At 61.6% G+C, this 21669-nt stretch carries 20 protein-coding genes (1 of these 20 cut by a window edge); 3 read left to right on the top strand and 17 right to left on the bottom strand.

Going from position 1 to position 21669, the window contains the following annotated elements:
• Positions 1–2 precede the first annotated feature (2 nt).
• From JOE27_RS16110 to JOE27_RS16080, 7 genes are all read right to left on the bottom strand, one after another.
• The gene (locus tag JOE27_RS16110; protein WP_115273168.1) at positions 3–794 is read right to left on the bottom strand and encodes an ABC transporter ATP-binding protein; all 792 of its coding nucleotides are present in this window, start codon (positions 792–794) and stop codon (positions 3–5) included.
• On the bottom strand, positions 791–1924 hold the full coding sequence (locus tag JOE27_RS16105; protein WP_046786723.1) for an MlaE family lipid ABC transporter permease subunit: 1134 nt from the start codon (positions 1922–1924) through the stop codon (positions 791–793). Before JOE27_RS16105 ends, JOE27_RS16110 begins: the two co-directional genes overlap by 4 nt.
• A 126-nt stretch (positions 1925–2050) precedes the next feature.
• The gene (locus tag JOE27_RS16100; RefSeq protein ID WP_046786722.1) at positions 2051–3073 is read right to left on the bottom strand and encodes a DUF5924 family protein; all 1023 of its coding nucleotides are present in this window, start codon (positions 3071–3073) and stop codon (positions 2051–2053) included.
• Positions 3074–3163: 90 nt separating this feature from the next.
• Entirely contained in the window at positions 3164–4570 is a 1407-nt protein-coding gene (locus JOE27_RS16095) for a pitrilysin family protein (RefSeq protein ID WP_115273167.1), read from the bottom strand.
• 30 nt (positions 4571–4600) lie between these two features.
• Positions 4601–6259, bottom strand: a complete 1659-nt coding sequence (locus JOE27_RS16090) for a Na/Pi cotransporter family protein (protein WP_046786720.1) — start codon at positions 6257–6259, stop codon at positions 4601–4603.
• 228 nt (positions 6260–6487) lie between these two features.
• A complete protein-coding gene (locus tag JOE27_RS16085) occupies positions 6488–7258 on the bottom strand; it encodes a TerC family protein (protein ID WP_012316834.1) in 771 nt (256 codons plus the stop codon).
• Positions 7259–7331: 73 nt separating this feature from the next.
• Positions 7332–8639, bottom strand: a complete 1308-nt coding sequence (locus JOE27_RS16080; protein ID WP_012316833.1) for a CitMHS family transporter — start codon at positions 8637–8639, stop codon at positions 7332–7334.
• A 266-nt stretch (positions 8640–8905) separates the two neighbouring features.
• Between JOE27_RS16080 and JOE27_RS16075 the strand changes: the two genes are divergently transcribed.
• Positions 8906–9307 (top strand): GFA family protein, encoded by a 402-nt coding sequence (locus tag JOE27_RS16075; RefSeq protein ID WP_046786718.1) that lies wholly within the window; start codon positions 8906–8908, stop codon positions 9305–9307.
• 60 nt (positions 9308–9367) lie between these two features.
• Here JOE27_RS16075 and JOE27_RS16070 read toward each other — a convergent pair whose 3' ends face one another.
• The 10 genes from JOE27_RS16070 to JOE27_RS16025 all read right to left on the bottom strand — a co-directional run bounded on the left by JOE27_RS16070 (position 9368) and on the right by JOE27_RS16025 (position 19167).
• Positions 9368–11326, bottom strand: coding sequence for a DUF4105 domain-containing protein (locus JOE27_RS16070; protein WP_204919205.1), 1959 nt, complete (start codon positions 11324–11326; stop codon positions 9368–9370).
• Positions 11323–11643: a DUF2388 domain-containing protein gene (locus JOE27_RS16065; RefSeq protein WP_012316830.1), complete on the bottom strand. Its 321-nt coding sequence runs from the start codon at positions 11641–11643 to the stop codon at positions 11323–11325. Before JOE27_RS16065 ends, JOE27_RS16070 begins: the two co-directional genes overlap by 4 nt.
• A complete protein-coding gene (locus tag JOE27_RS16060; protein WP_046786716.1) occupies positions 11628–11972 on the bottom strand; it encodes a DUF2388 domain-containing protein in 345 nt (114 codons plus the stop codon). The genes JOE27_RS16065 and JOE27_RS16060 overlap by 16 nt, the downstream gene beginning before the upstream one ends.
• An 82-nt stretch (positions 11973–12054) precedes the next feature.
• Positions 12055–12372: a DUF2388 domain-containing protein gene (locus JOE27_RS16055; RefSeq protein WP_204919203.1), complete on the bottom strand. Its 318-nt coding sequence runs from the start codon at positions 12370–12372 to the stop codon at positions 12055–12057.
• A gap of 316 nt (positions 12373–12688) precedes the next feature.
• Positions 12689–12904, bottom strand: a complete 216-nt coding sequence (locus tag JOE27_RS16050; RefSeq protein WP_012316827.1) for a DUF1127 domain-containing protein — start codon at positions 12902–12904, stop codon at positions 12689–12691.
• Between the two features lie 375 nt (positions 12905–13279).
• On the bottom strand, positions 13280–14773 hold the full coding sequence (locus JOE27_RS16045; RefSeq protein WP_039604671.1) for an acetyl-CoA hydrolase/transferase family protein: 1494 nt from the start codon (positions 14771–14773) through the stop codon (positions 13280–13282).
• Between the two features lie 188 nt (positions 14774–14961).
• Positions 14962–16398 carry an NAD(P)(+) transhydrogenase (Re/Si-specific) subunit beta gene (locus tag JOE27_RS16040; protein WP_042111833.1) on the bottom strand — a complete coding sequence of 479 codons (1437 nt, stop codon included), beginning with the start codon at positions 16396–16398 and terminating at the stop codon, positions 14962–14964.
• Between the two features lie 2 nt (positions 16399–16400).
• The gene (locus JOE27_RS16035; protein WP_012316824.1) at positions 16401–16715 is read right to left on the bottom strand and encodes an NAD(P) transhydrogenase subunit alpha; all 315 of its coding nucleotides are present in this window, start codon (positions 16713–16715) and stop codon (positions 16401–16403) included.
• 11 nt (positions 16716–16726) lie between these two features.
• Positions 16727–17848 carry a Re/Si-specific NAD(P)(+) transhydrogenase subunit alpha gene (locus tag JOE27_RS16030; RefSeq protein ID WP_039604735.1) on the bottom strand — a complete coding sequence of 374 codons (1122 nt, stop codon included), beginning with the start codon at positions 17846–17848 and terminating at the stop codon, positions 16727–16729.
• Positions 17849–18258: 410 nt separating this feature from the next.
• Complete coding sequence (locus JOE27_RS16025) at positions 18259–19167, bottom strand: LysR substrate-binding domain-containing protein (protein ID WP_119687968.1); 909 nt, start codon at positions 19165–19167, stop codon at positions 18259–18261.
• Positions 19168–19329: 162 nt separating this feature from the next.
• On the opposite strand from JOE27_RS16025, the gene JOE27_RS16020 reads away from it, so the two are divergent.
• Both JOE27_RS16020 and JOE27_RS16015 read left to right on the top strand, forming a co-directional pair.
• On the top strand, positions 19330–20511 hold the full coding sequence (locus JOE27_RS16020; protein WP_204919201.1) for an acyl-CoA dehydrogenase: 1182 nt from the start codon (positions 19330–19332) through the stop codon (positions 20509–20511).
• Between the two features lie 14 nt (positions 20512–20525).
• Positions 20526–21669: the 5' portion of a CaiB/BaiF CoA-transferase family protein gene (locus JOE27_RS16015; protein WP_174142402.1), read on the top strand. It continues 77 nt past the right edge of the window; the window shows 1144 of its 1221 coding nt (coding positions 1–1144); the start codon lies at positions 20526–20528; its stop codon lies beyond the right edge, outside the window.

Raw genomic sequence — 21669 nt, 5'->3', positions numbered from 1 at the left:
GTTCAGCGCTCCTGCCCGGCACGGTTGGCGGCCTGTTCAGCCGCCCGTCCGCGTGGGCCGTGAAAGTAATCGTGAATCCACGGGTCGTCGGTCTGTTCGACTTGGGCCAGCGGGCCTGCCACCAGCACCTTCTTCTGCGACAGTACCGCGATGCGGTCAGTGATGGTGTAGAGCGTGTCCAGATCGTGGGTGATGAGGAACACGCTCAGGCCCAGGGCGTCGCGCAGGGTGAGGATCAGTTGGTCGAAGGCGGCGGCGCCGATCGGGTCGAGGCCGGCAGTGGGTTCGTCAAGGAACAGGATGTCCGGGTCCAGGGCCAGTGCGCGGGCAAGTGCGGCGCGCTTGATCATGCCGCCAGACAGTGAAGAGGGGTATTTGTCTGCGGCCGAAATCGGCAGGCCGGCCAAGGCCAGCTTCACCCCGGCCAGGTGCTCTGCATCGGCGCGCGACAGGCCTGCATGCTCGATCAGTGGCAATGCGACGTTCTCGGTGACGGTCAGCGAGGAGAACAGCGCACCCTTCTGAAACAACACGCCAAAGCGCCGTTCGACCAATGAGCGTTGCTCTTCATGCAGGCCGGCCAGGTTCTGGCCAAACACTTTGATCTGGCCTTCATTCGGCAGCCGTAGCCCTATGATGCTGCGTAACAGCACCGACTTGCCGCTGCCCGAACCGCCAACCACGGCCAGGATTTCACCGCGGTAAAGGTCCAGATCGAGGTTTTCGTGCACGCTCTGGCTGCCGAAGCGGTTGCAGATGCCCCGCGCCTGGATCACTGCTTCCGGGGTACTCACCAGCCCATCTCCATGCAGAACAGCGCAGCCACTGCGTCGAGCACGATGACCACGAAGATCGACTGAACCACGCTGGAGGTGGTATGGGCGCCTACCGACTCAGCGCTGCCGCTGACCTTGAAGCCTTCCAGGCAGCCAATGGCCGCGATCAGGAAGGCAAAGAAGGGTGCCTTGGCCAAGCCGACGAGAAAGTGCTGCACGCCAATATCGCTTTGCAGCAGCGAGAGGAACATGGCCGGCGAAATATCCAGTGAAAGCGCGCAGACCACAGCACCGCCGACGATGCCGCAGATCATCGCGACGAAGGTCAGCAGCGGCAGCGAGATCAGCAGTGCCAGCACCCGGGGTACGACCAGCAGTTCGATCGGGTTCAGGCCCAGGGTACGGATGGCGTCGATCTCCTCGTTGGCCTTCATCGAGCCGATCTGGGCAGTGAAGGCACTGGCTGTGCGGCCGGCCATCAGGATGGCAGTCAGCAACACGGCGAATTCGCGCAGGAACGAGAACGCCACCAGGTCGACGGTGAATACGGTTGCGCCGAAATCGGCCAGCACGGTCGCCCCGAGGAAGGCGACCACCGCGCCCACCAGAAACGTCAGCAACGCGACGATAGGCGCGGCGTCCAGACCTGTCTGCTCGATATGCGAGACAACCGGGGTGAGCCGCCAGCGATGCGGTTGCAAGGCCCGGCGCAGCAGGGTTTCCAGGATCAGGCCGATGAAGCCGAGCAACTGCAGGGTGTCTTGCCACAACGTATTGACCGCGCGGCCGATGCGCTCCAGCAGCAGGAGCAGCACAGGGCGCTCGGGTTCCTTTACCGGGATGCAGTAGTCCTGAACCGAGCAGTAGACGTTCTTGAGCAGGGCGCGGCTGGCAGCGGGCAGCTGTTGAGTGCAGTGCGACAGGCGCTCAGAGCCCAGCAGCTCAGCCAGTAGCGAGGCACCGGCGGTATCGAGCTGGCCCAGTTGGCTGAGATCGGCTACGGCGTCCGCGCCGTATTGGGTGCGCAGGTGTTCGCTGTCGCGCTTGAGGCTGGCGTAGTGGGCCAGGGTCCAGTCACCGGCAATGCGCAGGCAGGCCGGTTGGCTGCTGGTGTCCAGAGTGGCGCTGGGGGTGGTCATAGGCTCCATGCATCTGACAGGCGTAGAGGCTGATCATAGCGCAGCAGGCATGGCGGGGTTTGTTGAAATGTGCTGAGTGCTGTTGGGGCCGCGTTGCGGCCCAATCGCCGGCAAGCCGGCCCCCCACAGGAGCGCTTACTTCGCCGGCGCGTCGTCTACCACCTTGAAGCGCAGCACACCGATCACTTGGCCATCTTCGGTCAGTACGCGCACCTGCCATTTACCTGCGGGGTTTGGCGGGAAGTTCTGCTTGTGGGTCCACGCACGGTAGCCTTCCTTGCGCCCGCCATGGATATCCAGGGCGATACGGTCCACTTCCTTGCCGTCCTTCTGCCACACGTGGTAGATGCGCTCGTTGAGGCCGCGCGGTGCGTTGATGGCGGTGTAGGCATACAGGCCGCTGCTGCGAATGCGGCTGGCGGCAACTTCATCCAGCGATTCGCCGGGCTGGCGGTTCAATACCTCTGTGCTGACCGCCACTTCGGTCATCCACAGGGTGGCCGGTGGGACCCACGAGCGCAGTAACCAACCGCCCCCGCCGACCGCGAGGGTCACCAGTACCAGCGCCACGCCACGGCGCCAGGTGTTGATCGGGAAACTGCTGGCCAGGCTCGGGAACGACAGCACCATGGCTGCAACCAGTGCCAGCTTGAAGCTTTGCGCGGTGGTCAGGTGCAGGATGATCGGCAGGGCCGTCAACAGCGCGGCGAACAGGGTGAGGGTGTGCAGCGCCATGAACAGCCAGCGCCGCGGTGCCAGCCACTTGTAGTACAGCGGGTCGATGATCGAGACCAGCCCGGCGGCACCGAGCAGGCCGGTGAATACCAGTTGGCCACTGTTCCAGGTGGTGGTGATGAAAAAGAACGGCAGTACGAAGAACAGGCTTTCCTGGTGGATCATCTGCGTCGCGTAGCGCAGCAGCGGCTGAGGAATTTCCCGTTTGAAGGTACGGGCGAACAGGCCTGTCAGGGTGTTCTCCAGCATCAGCCAGATCCAGCTCACCAGCATGAGAATGGCGACCCAGCTGGCCAGGCTGGCCTGGCGGTCGACCAGAATGAAGCTGCCGATACCGGAGAGGAAACCGCCGAGCGCGATGATGCCGGGGTAGCGTTTGAGCAGTTCGATGACGCGCTGGACGATATGGGGAATAGGGGGCATGGGTATACAACAGAGTGATAGGGTGACTGTGCCGCGCCGTCGCGGGTAAACCCGCGAAGAGGCCGGTACTGGCGAAAGGATACCGCCGAATCACCGCTGCCGTGTAGCACCGCTCGGTGGTTGGGGTGAAGTACGCCGGCGACGTAGCAGCCCGGCAGCCAGGATCACCCCCAGTAGCAGCGCAATCAGCCCATACAGCTCGTCATACCCAAGCAACGGCTTCTCGATGCGCAGATAACCCTCATCCTTGAGCAATGCCTTCAGCGCCTCGTTGGCCTGCTCCAGGCTGACCTGTCGCAGCTGCCGGGCCGGGTCGGCAAAGCGCCCGTTGCTGTAGGCGTTGAGTGCCCCCCAGTAATAATCGGCCAGCGCGCTGTTGCCCTGGGTGCTCCAGCTTTCCTTGGCGACGGCGGCCTCCTTGATACGGGCGAATGTATCCGGATCAAGGCCGTCCTCGCGCAAGTGGTCGAACAGTTTCTGCATCACCTTGACCGCCTCGTCGACGTCATCGCGCTCAAGGTCAGCGTTCAGGCTGAGCAGGCCGCTGTCACCAAAGCTTTCGCGTTGTGCCGAAGGCCCATAGGACAGGCCGTTACGCAGGCGCAACTGGTCGTACAGGGCCCAGTCCAGATAGCGTGAGAGCAGGTCGAGGGTCGACTGGTGGTCGTTGTCCAGTACCGGCTCGATGAACAACCAGTGCAGTTTGACGCTGTCGCCCAGAAAACCACGGGTCAGGTCGCGTCGCTGTTCGGCCTGCTGGCTGATGCTTTCCAGGTTGCGCCGCTCCTGCGGCTCGGTGGCGGGCAGCTCGCCGTAGGTGCGCTCCAGGTAGGCCGGCAGCAGCCGATCGAGGCCGCCAACCATGATCAAGGTCATGTTGTTGGCGGCGTACCAGCGATCACGCAGGGCCTGCACCTGCTCCAGCGTCATGCCATCGAGGTTGGAGCGTTCCGGGCATTTGAGGCCCAGTTCGGTTGCCAACTGATCGCTGGCCGGATGACCGATGTCCTGGCGGTCGAGCCAACGTTGCAGGTGGCCGTAGTGGCCGCCGTCTTCACGTTCGATGATGCGCTTGGCCGTGGCCAACGCCTTGGCGTCGATGCGGGTGTCGCGCAGTACCGCCAGCAGCAGGTCGAGCACTTTGCGCTGGTTGCGCGCCGGGGCCTCGATGACGAAGGTGGTGTCGGCGCTGCTGGTGAAGGCATTCCATTCGCCACCCAAAGCCTGCAGGCGCTCTTCCAGGCCGCCCTCACCGGTCTCGTCGATGCCGCTGAACAGCAAGTGCTCGAGCAGGTGCGGCAGCTCTTTCTGCTCGCAGTCGAAGTCGTCCAGGCCCACACCCACCACCAGGCGGATCGCCACATGATCGCGTTCGTAGCCGGATTTAAGAATAACCTGCAGACCGTTGGGCAGCAGGTAGCCCTCGACCCGCGAACGATCGAGGGCGAAGGAGTGCAGGCTACAGATCAGCAGGCAAACGAAGGTCAGGCAACGCATGGGCGAGCTTGGGTCTCCAGGTAGGCGAGATCAGGGTAGGCGGGCTTCGTCCGGCACACTGTCGAGCATTAGCCCGCCGGTGTCCGAGCCACCCAGTACCACATAGGCACTGCTGCAGAACAAAGAGTTCAACCGCTTCATGTCAGCGATCAGCTCCAAGTGTAGCGAACTGGTCTCGATACTTTGCACTACCTTGCGTTGCAGGCGGCTGACATGGGCATGGGCCAGGCGTCTTTCCTGGGCACGGAAGCGGCGTTTTTCCCGCAACAGCAAGCGTGCGCTCTCTGGGTCGGCGCTGAGAAATACCGAAAGGCCCAGGCGCAGGTTGGTCAGCAATTGCTCTTGCAGGCCGGCCAGCTCTTGCAGGCCGACCTGGGAAAACTCCCGGCGTTGGCTGGTCTTCTGCTGTTGGACCTTGCGCAGCATGCGTTCGACCAGGTCACAGGCCAGCTTGAGGTTGATCGCCAGTTCGATGATTTCGGCCCAGCGCCTGTTGTCCTGATCGCTGAGGTCTTCCCGGGGCATTTGGGCCAGGTACAGTTTGATGGCGCTGTACAGCGCTTCGGCATCTTCGCCCAGGGCACGGACCTGCTGTGGGAGGGCGGTCTGGGTGCCGCGCAGGGCGTTGAGCATGGCCTCGAGCAGGCTGTCGACGATATCGCCCAGGCGCAACGTTTCGCGGGCAGCATTGGCCAAGGCCAGGCTGGGTGTGGTGAGTGCCGAGGCGTCCAGGTGGCGTGGGCGCACTTGGCCGTTACCGTTCTCGCGCTCCGGCAACAAGCAGTTGCACAGGCGCCCCATGGGCTTGACGGTGGGCAGCAGGACCAGGCAACGCAGCGTGTTGTAGAGCAGGTGGAAGCCGATCACCAGCTCCTGTGGGCTGAAGCTCAGCGAGTCCATCCACGCCACCAGTGGATTGAGCACCGGAATGATCAGCACCAGGCCGATCAGCTTGTACAACAGGCTGCCCAAGGCCACTCGCCGGCCCGCGGCGTTCTGCATGCTGGTGCTGAGAAAGGCCAGCAGCCCGCTGCCGATGTTGGCGCCGACCACCAGGCCGATGGCCACTGGCAGGCTGATCAGTTCAGCGCCGGCCAGGGTGGCGGTCAGCAGCACTGCTGCCAGGCTGGAGTACGAAACCATGGCGAACACTGCGCCAGCCAAAGCATCGAGCAGGATGTCTCCGGTCAATGAGGCGAACAGTACTTTCACACCCTGAGCCTGGGTGATGGGGGTGGCCGCCTGAACGATCAGTTCCAGCGCCAGAATGATCAGACCCAGGCCGATGCCTACCCGGCCCAGCTGGCCCGCGCGCGTTTGCTTGCGCGACAGAAAAAAGATCACACCCAGGAATATCAGCAACGGCGAGAGCCATGAAAGGTCCAGGGTAAGCACCCTGGCCATCAGTGCAGTGCCGACATCTGCACCGAGCATGATTGCCAAGGCCGGGGTCATGGCCATCAAGCCCTGACCCACGAATGACGTCACCAGCATGGCGGTCGCGTTGCTGCTCTGCACTACGGCCGTGACCAGGATACCGGCGATGAATGCCAATGGCCGCCGGTTCATGTTCTGGCTCAGGACCCGGCGCAGGTTGGAGCCGAACACTCTCAGGATGCCGGTACGGACGATGTGCGTGCCCCATACCAGCAACGCGACGGCGGAAAGCAGGTTGAGCAGGGTCAGCATGGTGTAGCCCCCCTCTTATCCGGGCTCCAAAGGCGGAGCCAATGGGTGAAGCGGTAAGCCTGGCCCGGGGGTGGGTGTTTTTATCCAGTGCTTACTCAAGCTTTAGTTGTTTTGCGGGCCTGTCGCCAGCTTGGCATGCTCGGCCAGTATTTGAAACCTGTCTGTCACGAAACCCAAGGCATGAAAAAGGGCCCTGATGAGGGCCCTCGAATACTGCGTTCGCGGTGCTTACTGACCCGGAATGTCCTTGCGCAATTTAACTGCGTCTTGCTCCTTGCCGCGCTTGCGCGCCATGGCGGTGCGCATGCGGATGTTGATGGCCTCCACCCCCAGGGAGAACGCCATGGCGAAGTAGACGTAGCCCTTGGGCACGTGCACATCGAAAGATTCGGCAATCAGCACGGTACCTACGACGATCAGGAACGAAAGCGCAAGCATCTTCAGCGAAGGGTGCTTGTCGATGAAGTTGCTGATGGCACCGGCGCACAACATCATCACCAGTACTGCAACGATGATTGCTGCGACCATCACCGGCACATGCGAAACCATGCCTACAGCAGTGATCACCGAGTCCAGGGAGAACACGATGTCGATGATGGCGATCTGAATGATGGTGAAGAGGAACGTGCCGCCCTTGCCCTTGGGCTCGTCACCGCTTTCGTCCTCGCCTTCCAGGCCGTGGTAGATCTCCTGCGAGCTTTTCCACAGCAGGAACAGGCCGCCAAAGAACAGAATCAGGTCGCGGCCCGAGATGCCCTGGCCGAATACCACGAACAGGTCGGCAGTCAGGCGCATGACCCAGGTGATCGACAGCAACAGCAAAATGCGGGTGACCATGGCCAGGGCCAGGCCGAAGATTCGGGTGCGCGCCTGCATGTGCTTGGGCATGCGGCTGACCAGAATCGAGATCATGATGATGTTGTCGATACCGAGAACGATCTCAAGCGCAGTGAGGGTGAAAAAGGCAACCCAGATTTCCGGGCTGGTCAGCCATTCCATGTGTATTCCTTCGAACGATAGTGGCGAAGCGCCCCTGCACAGGGCACTTCGCGTTGCGGTGACAGGCGTTTATTTACAGACTGCTGAACAGCGGAAAAATGCCCATCAGCAGTGCGGCGAGCATTATGCACATGCACACCAGTACTGCCCACTTGAGGGTGAAGCGCTGATGATCACCGAATTCGATGCCTGCCAGCGCCACCAGCAGGTAGGTCGAGGGTACCAGCGGGCTCAGCAGGTGTACCGGCTGGCCGACGATCGAAGCGCGGGCCATTTCCACCGGGCTGATGCCGTAGTGGCTGGCCGCTTCGGCCAGCACCGGCAGCACGCCGTAATAGAAGGCGTCATTGGACATGAAGAAGGTGAACGGCATGCTCACGATCGCGGTGATCACCGCCAGGTAAGGGCCCAGCGCTTCGGGAATGACCGCCAGCAAGCTTTTGGACATGGCCTCGACCATGCCGGTGCCCGACAGGATGCCGGTGAAGATACCGGCGGCGAAGATCAGCCCGGTCACGGCGAGTACGCTGCCAGCGTGGGCGGCAATACGGTCCTTCTGCTGCTGAAGGCAAGGGTAGTTGACGATCATGGCGATGCTGAAGGCGATCATGAACAGCACCGGCAGTGGTAGCAGGCCTGCGATCAGTGCAGCCATCAGCGCAGCGGTGAGCGCACCGTTGAACCACAGAAGCTTCGGCCGGCGTGCGTCGGGGAACTGCGACACGGTGATTTCGCTGTGATCGATGTCGTCGGTAGGCAGGTGCAGTTCACCCAGGCGGGCACGCTCACGCTTGCCGTACATGTAGGCGATGGCCAGGATCGCCAGCACGCCAAAGACCATGGCCGGGATCATCGGTACGAAAATGTCCGAAGGGTCTACGTGCAGGGCACTGGCTGCGCGGGCAGTAGGGCCGCCCCATGGGGTCATGTTCATTACCCCACCGGCGAGTATGATCAGGCCGGCCATGATCCGCGGGCTCATGCCCAGGCGGCTGTACAGGGGCAGCATGGCGGCGCAGCAGATCATGTAGGTGGTGGCGCCGTCACCGTCCAGCGAGACCACCAGGGCCAGCACGGCGGTGCCGACCGAGACTTTCAGCGGGTCGCCCTTGACCAGCTTGAGGATCTTGCGCACCGCCGGGTCGAACAGGCCGGAGTCGATCATCAGGGCGAAGTAAAGGATGGCGAACATCAGCATGACGCCGGTGGGCGCGAGCTTGCTGATGCCTTCGAGCATCATCGGGCCGATCTTGGCGGAAAAACCACCGAACAGGGCGAACAGGATCGGTACCAGGATCAGCGCGATCAAGGCCGACAGGCGCTTGGTCATGATCAGGTACATGAAGGTGATGACCATGGCAAAGCCGAGGAAGGTCAGCATGGCAATACTCCAGGCGTGGCGCGGCGAAAGGAAAGTCGATCGGGCGAATCAGCGCGTTGAGCGCTGCGCGGGGAGCAAGCGGGGGGGGACTGCGAAAGGGCGGGCACAGGAATACATCAGAATCACCATTGTTGTTGTTGATTGGGCCGGGCGCGGAAGATTCCGGGTGCCCTGGCTGACCGGTCTTGTGCCGGTAGTGGTGGCTATCCTATGGGGGCAAGCTTTCAGCCAGCTTTCGCCAGGAAAAGGGCGACGGGAGGTAGGAGATGTCTGATGTAACTGAAGGTGGCTGCCATTGCGGCGCCTTGCGCTATTGCTTGAAGGGTGAGTTGACGGATATCGCCCATTGCCATTGCTCGATCTGCAGGCGGGTCAGCGGCGGCCTGCTGGTGACCTGGCTCACCGTGCCTCGCTCCGGTTTCCAATGGGTGGCGGGCAGGCCGCAGTGCTATGTGGCTCCGGCCAGTTGCAAGCGCTACTTCTGCGGTGATTGTGGTGCACATGTGGCGTTGGTGACGTCGCATAGCCCGGGCAGCATCGATGTGACGGTAGCGACGCTGGACCACCCGGAACGGGTGCGGGCCACGCGGCACATTTGGACCGGGAGCCGGTTGCCCTGGCTGCATGTGGATGAAGGTTTGCCTGAAGAGGAAGAGGAAAAACGCTAGCCTCTGGATGGCATTGCCCGCCCTGTCGCCGGTTTGCCGGCGACAGGGCCAGGAGGGCAATCAAGGCAGTTGCAGGCCGCCTGCTGCCTTGTGCAGCGCCCGCAGGTGCTCACCAATCAGCTTCACATTGGCCTCGACCGCAGCAATTTCCTTGGCCCGCGAAGGCTCCAGCAGCGCCCTGACTTCTCTGTCCAGGTCAGTGCTCAAGCGCAGCAACTGGGCCTGCCGTTCACTACTGACTTTTTCCAGATGCTTGCGCTCATCCGGCTGCGGCAGCCCGTATCCCTTTGTATCCAGCAGTTCGGCCGGGCGGCTGAGGAAGCCACTGTTGGCGAGCATCTGCTTCAGGGTCTGGTCGGCCTTGTTGATACTGCCATCTTTCAGCGCGGCCGCATTCAGATAGCGCTGCTTCACTTCATCCTGAGCCAGCAGCAGTTGGCGGCGCAGGCTGGCCTGTTCCAGCAGAAGCAAGGCGGCGCTGGTGCGCAGGTCGGCTTGCAAGAACCAGCCGCGGCGCTGTTCGGCGTCCTGGGCCAGCCAGTCCTCGACCTTGTCCTGCTTGACTGGCAGCTGTTGCTTCAGCACATCGAACATCGCTTGATAGCGGTCGCGATACGAGTCGAAACGGTAGCCCAGGCGCAAGGCTTCGCGCGGGTCGTCGAGCACGCTGGTATCGGCCAGCCCCCGGCCCTTCAATACTGCAAGCAAACCGTTGGGCATGATGCTGTCGAGGTCGTTCAGGCGCGGGTTGGCGGTGCCGCTGCGCAGAAGCTTCAGTGACTCCACCGCACAGTTGTTGGACAGGAACCAGTAGTTGCCGTCATAGCTCCAGTGCATCTCGGCGGCCTGGCGTACCAGATTTTCAATTTCGTCGCGGTTGAGCTTCAACGGCACCGACGCCAGGCTGCGCAGTTCGGTCTTGGTGTATTCGTCGATCACTTGGGCCAGCGGTAGCACGAACAGCCTCGACGGATAGGCGCCAACCAGACCATCCCAGCTGGACAGTTGAACGTCATTGACGAAAGCACGGTAGGAGAGCACCAGGTGCTGGTCGAGGTCCAGTCGGCAGTCTGGCCCGCGAGGCCGGCCGGGTTTGCAGATCACCAGGCGCAGCATGCTGTGGCCCCAACGGCTCACCAGGTTCTGGTTGGCCTCGGCCAGGAGAAAGTCCACCTCATAGACCCGTTCCGGGTCGATTTCGCCCAACGGCTGGCGGGCGAAGTCGCTGCCGGCGTTGAGGAATGGCAAGCCCTTGGCGCACGTTGCCTGCTCGGGCGCCCAGCCGAAATGATCAGCCAGGTACTGATTGAGTGCTGGCCGACGGCAGCCGTAGCTCGGGTCCAGGAGGAAGTACTCCATGTTGACCGCGATGTATTCCTTGGGGCTGCTCAGCTCATAGCTGTCGGGGCTGCGCAGGAACTGGCCATTGTGCTGTTCGCGCTCACCGCGGCGGCCGACGTATTGCTGCCAGCCGGCCAGGTCGAGCAGGCGCGGGTCGTCGCTCAGGGTAAAGCGGCGCTCGGCCTGGCCGCGGCATTGCTCGGGAAGACCGACCTTGCCAACGGTGCCTTGCTGGCGCTTGCAGCGGGCGATCAGCGAATGTTCAGCACTGGGCCAGAGCCGGGCTCGGTCGTATATGTGGGTAAGTTCGTGCAGGACTGTAGCCAGCAACTCCTCACGCACCGTGCCATGCGGACGGTTGGTGCGCTCCTGTGCAGCACTGCCGTCAGTCAGGCCGGGCAGCAGGCGCCGGTTTAGCTGCAGGGTCGAGACCAAGGAGGCCTGCCCGTAGGCATCGGCTGGCATGTTGTCGCTCCAGCTGACCTCAATGCGCCGGTCGAGTCGTTGCTTGAAGCGGGGAGGGAGCTTGGCCAAAGCCTCATCAAGCAGGGCTTGGGTGGCTTGAGCCTGCTGTGGGGCCAGGCCGGCTGCCTGCAGCTCGAGCTGCAGGCCGGCCAGGGCGGGCGTGCCCAGCAGCGTCAGGGCGCAGCCGAGCAACCAGGCACGTACGCGGTTCACAGCGCCAGGATGGCTTCGGCCAGCACCTGGTCGCTGGCGCCGCGCGCTTCAGGCACGCGTTCGCGCAGGGTGTTGAAGGCGGCCTCAAGCTGGGCGCCACGAATATCACCGTTGCTGGCGACGAAGCTGGCGGCATCGTCATGGGCTTCACGCACGACCTTGGAGTCGCGGATCGAGGTGGTGGTGTCAGAGGTGAAGTCGATCGAGCGGCCAAAGGCCCGCACGATGATGTTGCTGGTGGCCACCAGAGTTTGTGCCTGGGCCAGGTCGGCCAGCAGCAACATGCCGAGGGTAGCGGCGATCAGCGGTTTACGCATGGAGCATCTCCGGAAATGCAGGGAGTCAGATTTAGTGATTGGACGAGAATTGCTTCTGCCAGTTCAAGGTCGCCGACAGATTGACGGCCGCCGTCATGGCGCAGCGACTTGAGTGCTGCTTCCAGGCGTGCTCCGTGAATCAGGCCGTCGCTGGCGACGAAGGCCGCGGCATCGTCGCGAGCCTGCCTGACCAGCTTTCGGTCGAATGGGGCAGTCGTGACTTGGCTGGTGACGTAGCCTGTGATGACCAGGCCTTGCGTGGTGGTGTCCATGGCATGGGCACTGCCCATGGCGACTACGGAAAACAGCAGCGGCAACAGATAACGCATTGGCTTTCTTACGACAGGAACGGAACGGCGAAGGCTAGCCCACAAGTACCGGCCAGGGCCAGCGCTTGTGGGCTGTAGCAGGTCAGATCGCGAGGATGGCCTGGGCCAATTGCGCATCGCTGGCCTGCAGGGCTGGCATGCTCGAGCGGATGTGCAGCAAAGCGCTCTCGAGCTTGGCGCCGCGAATGGCGCCCTGGCTGCCCACGTAGCTGGCCGCATCATCGCGAGCGGCCTGAACGATCTTGTCATCACGGAAAGACGAGGACACATCGGAGGTAGCGTCGGTGGAGGCGGCAACCGCGCCAACGACTGCATCAGTAGTGACAATGAAGCTGGTGGCGTGGGCAGTGCCGGCCAGGCCGAGCAGCAGGGCTGCGCCAATCAGGTAATTACGGATCATGGTCGTGCACTCCTGGGGAAGATTCGGGTGGATCTGCTTATTGGACGCTCACACGGTTCGTCACGGTGGCTTTGAACATCTGGTTTTTACCAGACCGCCCAGTCAAGCGTATCACGCGCCGGAATTTATGGATGTTAATGAACGGCGCACAAGGTAACTGTTATGGTCTATTTTTATACTTTTAAAATTGTACTGGTTCAGTGATGGCAGGCTCTGCTTCAAGGGTGGCCGGGAGTTACCCCATAAAAAAACCCGCTGCAGTCTCCTGCAACGGGTTTGAGATTCACGGTGCCAGCTGAAGCCGGCGAGCCGGTGCTTAGCGCCAGAACGGCTTGCTCAGCTCTTCGTAACGCTGCGACTCGCTGATACCGGCATCGGCCAGCAGGCGGGCATCGAGACGCGCCAGCTGACGGCGGCTGGCCATGCGGCGCTGCCACAGCAGCAGGGTAGAGAGCGCGCGCAGCGGCAGCGAAGCGTTGGTTTGCTGGGCGTTGTTTTCGAAAACGAGACCGGAACTGAGGGTACGTTCCATGATGTTTCATCCTTCCGCTTATGGCGGGACTAGGGAGTGGTTTAACTGATGCCAATGATCCTCCTCTGCTGTCCATAACAGTAGATACAGTTCTACTGCATTACGATGGTTCAGTTAACTGTGTAACCCTACTGTTGCACTCGAAACAGGCGCAACTGTACTGGTCCGCACCGTTATGGTGCTTTTTCAGGTTTTATATGGCTTTGAGCAGGCGGGAGCGTGGCGAATTAACGGTACAGTAGTACAGTTTTATCGTATTCAGTGCTTGCTGAATCGGGCTTGTGCCGAGAAAGGGCTGCAGGGCAGCCCTCGAGGTGTTGCTGTGGCGTCAGGAGTGCGTGGCGGCCGTTGGCAAAGGCAGGCCGCTGCTACAGATCAGCTGGCGAGCATGCGCCCACTTTCTTCCAGATTTTCGTGCCAGCTCAGCGCCTCACGCAGGATATGCGGAGTGTGGCCGCCACGCAGGCAAGCGCGATCGAAATAGTCGTTCAGCGCTGCACGGTAATCCGGGTGGACACAGTTATCGATGATCGCCCGTGCCCGTTCCCGTGGCGCGAGGCCCCGCAGGTCGGCAAGCCCCTGTTCGGTTACCAGGATGTCCACGTCGTGCTCGGTGTGGTCGACATGGCTCACCATAGGCACCACGCTGGAGATCGCGCCGCCTTTGGCGATCGACTTGGTGACGAATACGGCCAGGTGGGCATTACGGGCGAAATCGCCGGAGCCACCGATACCGTTCATCATCCGGGTGCCACAGACGTGCGTGGAGTTGACGTTGCCGTAGATGTCGAACTCCAGCGCCGTGTTGATGCCGATGATGCCCAGGCGGCGCACGACTTCAGGGTGGTTGGAGATCTCCTGCGGGCGCAGTACCAGCTTGTCCTTGTAGCGCTCCAGGTTGCCGAATACGTCGGCATTGCGACGGCCCGACAGGGTGATGGAGCTGCCCGAGGCAAAACTCAGCTTGCCAGCGTCGATCAGGTCGAAGGTCGAGTCCTGAAGTACTTCGGAGTACATGGTCAGGTCTTCGAACGGCGACTCGATCAGGCCACACATCACCGCGTTGGCGATGCTGCCGATGCCGGCTTGCAGCGGGCCGAGCCTGTTGGTCATGCGGCCTGCATCCACTTCGTTCTTGAGGAAGTTGATCAGGTGGTCGGCGATGGCCTGGGTTTCATCGTCCGGCGGTAGCACGGTGGAGGGCGAATCTGGCTGGTCGCTGATGACGATGCCGACGATCTTGGCGGGGTCGATCGGGATTGCGGTGCTGCCGATGCGGTCATCCACTTTCACCAGCGGGATCGGCGTGCGGGTTGGGCGATAGGTCGGGATATAGATGTCGTGCAGGCCTTCGAGGTTGGCGTTGTGCGACAGGTTGATCTCGACAATCACCTGCTTGGCGAAGATCGCGAAGCTCGCCGAGTTGCCCACCGAAGTGGTCGGCACGATGTGGCCCTGTTCAGTAATGGCCACCGCTTCGATTACCGCGATGTCCGGCAGTTTGAGCTGCTGGTTGCGCAGTTGCTCGACGGTTTCCGACAGGTGCTGGTCGATGAACATCACCTGACCGTCGTTGATGGCTTTGCGCAGGGTGCTGTCGACCTGGAACGGCATGCGGCGCGCCAGCACGCCAGCCTCGGTCAGTTGCTTGTCCAGGTCATTGCCCAGGCTGGCGCCGGTCATCAGGCTGATTTTCAGAGGCGACAGCTTGGCGCGTTCGGCCAAGGCATGCGGTACGGCCTTGGCTTCGCCGGCGCGGGTGAACCCGCTCATGCCGACGGTCATGCCGTCCTCGATCAGGCCAGCGGCGTCAGCCGCACTCATTACCTTGCTGTGCAGGGAGGACAAGCGGATACGATCACGGTACATGGATTGTTATCTCGGGCTACTGAAGCTACTGCAGCGCAGTCTAGAGATTTACCCCGGCGCCGTCCCGCGACCATGGTCGTATGAGGAGCCACGCAATAGAGCCATTGATCTGGATCAGCAAAATGAAAAAGCCCCGGGAGGGATCTCGCCGGGGCTTCTTTATAGTCCACTGGGTGGTGGAAGCGGGGTTACTCGACGGCTTTGACCATATCCTCGATGACCTTCTTCGCGTCACCGAACACCATCATGGTCTTGTCCAGGTAGAACAGTTCGTTGTCCAGACCGGCGTAGCCGCTGGCCATGGAGCGTTTGTTGACGATGATGGTCTTGGCTTTGTACGCCTCCAGGATCGGCATGCCCGCGATCGGCGACTTTGGATCGTTCTTCGCCGCCGGGTTGACCACGTCGTTGGCGCCCAGCACCAACACTACGTCGGCCTGGCCGAACTCGGCGTTGATGTCTTCCATCTCGAACACTTGGTCGTAGGGCACTTCGGCCTCGGCCAGCAATACGTTCATATGCCCAGGCATGCGCCCTGCCACCGGGTGGATCGCGTACTTCACGGTCACGCCGTTGTGGGTCAGCTTCTCGGTCAGCTCCTTGAGCGCGTGCTGGGCACGGGCTACCGCCAGGCCGTAGCCGGGTACGATGATCACCGTGTCGGCGTTGCTCAGCAGGAAGGTCGCGTCGTCAGCCGAGCCGGACTTCACCGGGCGCTGCTCTTTCGAGCCTTGCGCTGCGCCGGTATCGGTATCCCCGCCGAAGCCGCCGAGGATGACGTTGAAGAACGAGCGATTCATCGCTTTGCACATGATGTACGAGAGGATCGCACCGCTGGAGCCCACCAGGGAGCCGGCGATGATCAGCATCGAGTTGTTCAGCGAGAAGCCGATACCGGCCGCCGCCCAACCCGAATAGCTATTGAGCATCGACACCACCACCGGCATGTCTGCACCGCCGATCGGGATAATGATCAGTACACCCATGATGAAGGCCAGGACCAGCATCAAGGTGAAGGCGCTGTAGTGGCCGGTGAAGGTGAACAGCAGGCCCAGGGCAATCGTGGTCAGGCCCAGAATCAGGTTCAGCTTGTGCTGGCCGGCGAACTGTACCGGTGCGCCTTGGAACAGGCGGAACTTGTACTTGCCCGACAGCTTGCCGAACGCGATCACGGAACCGGAGAAAGTGATTGCACCGATGGCAGCGCCAAGGAACAGCTCCAGGCGGTTACCGGTGGGGATCGGGTCGCTGATGCTGGCGACAATGCCCATCGATTGCGGCTCGAGTACTGCCGCGATGGCAATGAATACCGCCGCCAGGCCGATCATGCTGTGCATGAAGGCGACCAGCTCCGGCATTTTGGTCATTTCTACGCGCTTGGCCATGATCGAGCCCGCGGTACCGCCGACCAGCAGGCCGACGATGACGTAGCCAATCCCGGCAGTTGCCAGCTCTGCCCCAAGCTTATAGATGAGGCCAACCGTGGTGAGGATCGCGATCCCCATGCCGATCATGCCGAACAGGTTGCCGCGCCGCGACGTGGTCGGGTGCGACAGGCCCTTGAGCGCCTGAATGAAGCAGACCGAGGCGACGAGGTAGAGGAGCGTTACCAGATTCATGCTCATGCTTACTTCTGCGCCTCGTTCTTGGTTTTCTTCTTGAACATCTCAAGCATGCGACGGGTGACCAGGAAGCCACCGAACACGTTGACCGCAGCCAGGGCCACCGCCAGGGTGCCCATCAGCTTGCCGGCCGGGGTCACGGTCAGCGCGGCAGCCAGCATGGCGCCGACGATGACGATGGCCGAGATGGCGTTGGTGACCGCCATCAGGGGTGTGTGCAGTGCCGGGGTCACGTTCCAGACCACGTGGTAGCCGATATAGATGGCCAGCACGAAGATGATCAGGTTGTAGATGCCATGGGAAATCAGCATGTCTTCCATTGTCGTGCTCCTTAGCCGTTCTTGCGCACGACCTGGCCGTCGCGGCACATCAGGCACGCGGCGACGATGTCGTCTTCGAGGTTGATGACCAGCGCGCCGTCCTTGTCGAACAGCAGCTTCATGAAATCCAGCAGGTTGCGTGCATACAGTGCCGAGGCATCTGCTGCCACCTGGGCCGGCAGGTTGGTCGGGCCGACGATGGTCACGCCGTTTTCCATCACGACCTGGTCGGCGACAGTCAGCGGGCAGTTGCCGCCTTGGGCAGCGGCCAGGTCGATGACCACCGAGCCTGGTTTCATCTGCGCCACGGTTTCGGCGCTGAGCAGGGTCGGTGCCTTGCGGCCGGGGATGAGCGCCGTAGTGATGACGATGTCGGCCTGTTTGGCTCGCTCATGCACGGCCTGGGCCTGGCGCTGCATCCAGCTGGCCGGCATCGGCCGGGCATAGCCGCCGACGCCTTCCGCGCACTCGCGCTCCTCATCGGTCTCGTAGGGCACGTCGATGAACTTGGCGCCCAGCGACTCGATCTGCTCCTTGACAGCCGGGCGTACGTCGGACGCCTCGATGACTGCGCCCAGGCGCTTGGCGGTGGCGATGGCCTGCAGGCCGGCAACGCCAGCACCCAGGATCAGCACGCGCGCGGCTTTCACAGTACCGGCGGCGGTCATCAGCATGGGCATGAAGCGCGGGTAATGATGGGCAGCCAGCAACACGGCCTTGTAACCGGCGATGTTGGCCTGGGACGACAGCACGTCCAGGCTCTGGGCCCGGGATGTACGCGGCGCGGCCTCCAGGGCGAAGGCAGTGATACCGCGCTCTGCCATCTTGCCGATCAGCTCGTTGTTGAATGGGTTGAGCATGCCCACCAGAAGGCTGCCGCTGTTGATCAGGGCCAGCTCCTGGTCGTTGGGACCGACCACCTTGAGGACCAGTTGGGCGCCGTAGGCATCGGCTGCACTTCCCAGGGAAGCGCCCACGGCCTCATAGGCACTGTCCGGAATGCTGGCATTGAGCCCTGCCCCCCGTTGGACGGTGACCTGATGGCCCTGGCCAATCAGTTTCTTGATGGTTTCCGGGGTCGCAGCGACCCTTGTCTCACCGGTCTGCGTCTCGAGAGGAACACCAATGTGCACGACTATTTCTCCTGCGGTGACCTTTTTGTCTTTATAGAAGCCAGCGCACTTCGGGTGGTGCGCGGGTTTGGCTGTTGAGCGCCAGTCCGCCGAATCCAGGGCGGGCGGAGCATTTTGCAGACGAACCCAGGGGCCTTCAACCGGTTCTGGAGCGAAACGAAGTTAAAACTACAAGTCACCCTGTGACCGTATGTCGCAACGGATAGGGCGCAGCCCGTCAAACATGGGCTATTGGCAGATTAGGGGATTTTTTGAAATTTTTTGCGCTGATTTCGCAGATGGACTCGCGAAGGTCGTAAAACCCTCTGAAAGCCGCGTGTTTAGCGGTTTTGTCGGGGTTTTTCGATTCACCTGAACAGTTTGCTTATATGCGACAAAAACATACATCTGTAGGTGTTCAAAATAATTGACTACAAGGGTAGGGAAGGGGCGATGTAATGCTGTGCCTGCCCCAGTAGCCAATCACGGAATGCCCGCAGCGACGCCGATTCGGCCTTGCGCTCGGGAATCATCAGATAATAGGCCTTGTCGCTGGACAGGGCGTATCTGTTAGCGACCACCAGTCTGCCTTCCTCCAGTTCCCGCTGGATCAGGAACGGTGGTATCAGCGCGATGCCCATCTCGTGGGTGGCAGCTTGGGCCAGCATTGAGAACAGTTCATAGCGCGGGCCTGTCATGTCCCCGGAAACGTTCATGCCCAGACCATTGAACCACTGTCGCCAGGCATAGGGCCGCGTGGTCTGCTGCAGCAGCGGCAGGTTGGCGATTCGCGTCGCGTCGAGCATGCCTTGCCCGTCCAGCAAGGCTGGGCTGCACACGGGTACCGGGTTTTCGCCCATCAGGCGGTGGGAGTGCGTGCCTGACCAGTCGGCATCGCCAAAATAGATAGCGGCATCGAACGTGGTGTCGGCAAACAGGAACGGCCGTGTGCGGTTGGTGAGGTTAACGGTGACATCCGGGTGCCGTTGCTGGAAGTCCTTGAGCCGCGGCAGCAACCATTGGGTGCCGAAAGTCGGTACTACGGCCAGTTCGATCACGTTGGCACCTTGCTGGCGCATTACCGACAAGGTGTCACGCTCTACAGCATCCAGCTGTGCGGCAACCTGGCGGCTATACGACAGTCCCGCCTCTGTCAGCTTGACGCCGCGCCGCGAGCGCCGGAACAGTTCCACGTTGAGAAACCCCTCGAGGCCGCCGATCTGGCGACAGACGGCGCCTTGGGTCAGGGCAAGTTCCTGAGCGGCCTTGGTAAAGCTCTCGTGGCGCGCTGCCGCTTCGAAGCAGACCAATGCGGTGGTACTGGGGATCTTGCGACGCATGTACGGCAACCTCACTTATAGGGTTTGCAAGATGGGGTTTTTGTGTGTTTCGGAGTGATAAATTATCACTAATACGTGCGCAATCCTCGTTTGTCCTCGTTGTAGATCAGGCCTAGGATCAAAGGCACAAGAATCTGCTCCCCTATTTCGAGGATTTCACTCATGGCCGGTAAAGCAAGCTTCAACTGGATCGACCCGCTGCTGCTGGACCAGCAGCTCACTGAAGAAGAGCGCATGGTTCGTGACAGCGCCTATCAGTTCGCCCAGGACAAGCTGGCCCCGCGGGTGCTGGAGGCTTTCCGTCATGAGCAGACCGACCCCGCTATTTTTCGCGAAATGGGTGAAGTCGGCCTGCTGGGCGCGACCATTCCCGAGCAATATGGCGGGAGTGGGCTCAACTACGTGTGCTACGGGCTGATTGCCCGGGAAGTGGAGCGTATCGACTCTGGCTATCGCTCGATGATGAGTGTGCAGTCTTCACTGGTGATGGTGCCGATCAACGAGTTCGGTACCGAAGCGCAGAAGCAGAAGTACCTGCCCAAGCTTGCCAGCGGTGAGTGGATCGGTTGCTTCGGCCTGACCGAACCTAACCATGGCTCCGACCCGGGCTCGATGATCACCCGTGCCAGAAAGGTGGACGGCGGCTATCGCCTGAGCGGCAGCAAGATGTGGATCACCAACAGCCCGATCGCCGATGTGTTCGTGGTCTGGGCCAAGGATGGCGCTGGCGATATCCGCGGCTTTGTTCTTGAAAAGGGTTGGCAGGGCCTCAGTGCACCGGCGATCCATGGCAAGGTCGGGCTGCGCGCGTCGATCACCGGCGAAATCGTGATGGACAATGTGTTCGTGCCTGAGGAAAACATCTTCCCGGATGTGCGTGGCCTCAAAGGTCCGTTCACCTGCCTGAACTCTGCCCGTTATGGTATTTCCTGGGGTGCTTTGGGGGCTGCTGAAGCCTGCTGGCACACCGCTCGCCAGTACACCCTGGACCGTCAGCAGTTCGGTCGCCCGCTGGCTGCCAATCAGCTTATCCAGAAAAAGCTGGCCGACATGCAGACCGAAATTACCCTGGCCCTGCAAGGCTGCCTGCGTTTGGGGCGTATGAAAGACGAGGGCACCGCTGCGGTGGAGATCACCTCGATCATGAAGCGCAACTCGTGCGGCAAGTCGCTGGACATTGCGCGTATGGCCCGTGACATGTTGGGTGGTAACGGTATCTCCGACGAGTTCGGCGTGGCGCGTCATCTGGTCAATCTTGAGGTGGTCAATACCTATGAGGGCACCCATGACGTACACGCGCTGATTCTGGGGCGCGCGCAAACCGGCATCCAGGCCTTCTATTGATAAGGAGCCAGGGTATGGGCGCGCTATCTCATCTGCGGGTGCTGGACCTCTCCCGTGTGCTGGCTGGGCCTTGGTCTGGTCAGATTCTGGCTGACCTGGGCGCCGACGTGATCAAGGTCGAGCGCCCAGGCAGCGGCGACGATACTCGCGCCTGGGGGCCGCCCTTCCTCAAGGATGTACAAGGCGAGAACACCAGTGAGGCGGCTTACTATTTGTCGGCCAACCGTAACAAGCGTTCGGTGACCATCGACTTTACTCAGCCAGAGGGGCAGCGCCTGGTGCGTGAGCTGGCTGCGAAGTCGGACATCGTCATTGAAAACTTCAAGGTTGGCGGGCTGGCTGCCTATGGGCTGGATTACGCGAGCCTGAAGTTGGTGAATCCCCGGCTTATCTATTGCTCGATCACTGGCTTCGGTCAGACCGGGCCCTACGCTAAGCGCGCGGGCTATGACTTCATGATCCAGGGGCTGGGCGGGCTGATGAGCCTGACCGGGCGCCCCGACGGTGATGAGGGTGCCGGACCTGTGAAGGTGGGGGTAGCGCTTACCGATATTCTGACTGGGCTGTATTCGACCGTGGCCATACTGGCGGCCCTCGCCCATCGCGACCAGGCCGGTGTCGGGCAGCACATCGATATGGCCTTGCTGGATGTGCAGGTAGCCTGCCTGGCCAATCAGGCGATGAACTACCTCACTACTGGCAACCCGCCGCGACGGCTGGGCAATGCACATCCTAATATTGTGCCTTATCAGGATTTCCCGACCGCAGATGGCGACTTCATTCTTACCGTCGGCAACGATGGCCAGTTCCGCAAGTTCGCCGAGGTGGCTGGTCAGCCTCAATGGGCTGATGACCCACGCTTCGCAACCAACAAGCTGCGGGTGGCCAATCGGGCGGAGCTGATTCCGTTGATTCGCCAGGCCACGGTGTTCAAGACAACGGCTGAGTGGGTGAGCCAGTTGGAAGCTGCAGGCGTGCCCTGTGGGCCGATCAATGATCTGGCGCAGATGTTCCAGGACCCGCAAGTGCTTGCGCGCGGCCTGGCTGTGAGCATGCCCCATGCCTTGGCTGGGAGTGTGCCGCAGGTGGCCAGCCCTATCAGGTTATCGGAAACGCCCGTTGAGTATCGTCGTGCGCCGCCGCTGCTAGGTGAGCACA

It is taken from the genome of Pseudomonas sp. M5 (assembly GCF_016907075.1).
Classification (GTDB): domain Bacteria; phylum Pseudomonadota; class Gammaproteobacteria; order Pseudomonadales; family Pseudomonadaceae; genus Aquipseudomonas; species Aquipseudomonas putida_E.
This window is presented reverse-complemented; position numbering and strand designations above follow the sequence as displayed.